Source organism: Pseudoalteromonas sp. RB2-MNA-CIBAN-0110 (assembly GCF_040309305.1).
Classification (GTDB): Bacteria; Pseudomonadota; Gammaproteobacteria; order Enterobacterales; family Alteromonadaceae; genus Pseudoalteromonas; species Pseudoalteromonas arctica.
This window is the reverse complement of sequence record NZ_JBEOOQ010000301.1, coordinates 1-243: the sequence shown is the minus strand read 5'-3', so window position 1 is coordinate 243 and position 243 is coordinate 1. Positions and strand designations below refer to the sequence as shown.

Below are 243 nucleotides of genomic sequence, written 5' to 3'. Positions count from 1 at the left end.
GCGTTATTGTGGTTGGAAAATGAATCGCAAAGGTTCCATGCTGGTAATCAATAATCTCTTGATATTCAAGCGTTATAACTATTTCTTCTCCTGGCCCTACATTTGCCACATTTGTAATAAACATATTTGCACGCTGCTGTCGCAGCAATGAAGCTTGTTTGCCTGCTTTTTTGGCAGCTTGGTACTGTTTTTCTGCTTGGTGTTTTTTTGCTATTTTACCGTGAATCACTCGCTCACCAATAC

1 protein-coding gene is annotated in these 243 nt (G+C 39.9%); it reads right to left on the bottom strand.

Translation table 11 applies throughout. The features are described from left to right. Positions 1 to 243, bottom strand: a 243-nt coding sequence (locus AAEY68_RS21580) for a VIT domain-containing protein (protein ID WP_350586886.1), incomplete at both ends; no start/stop codon positions are given.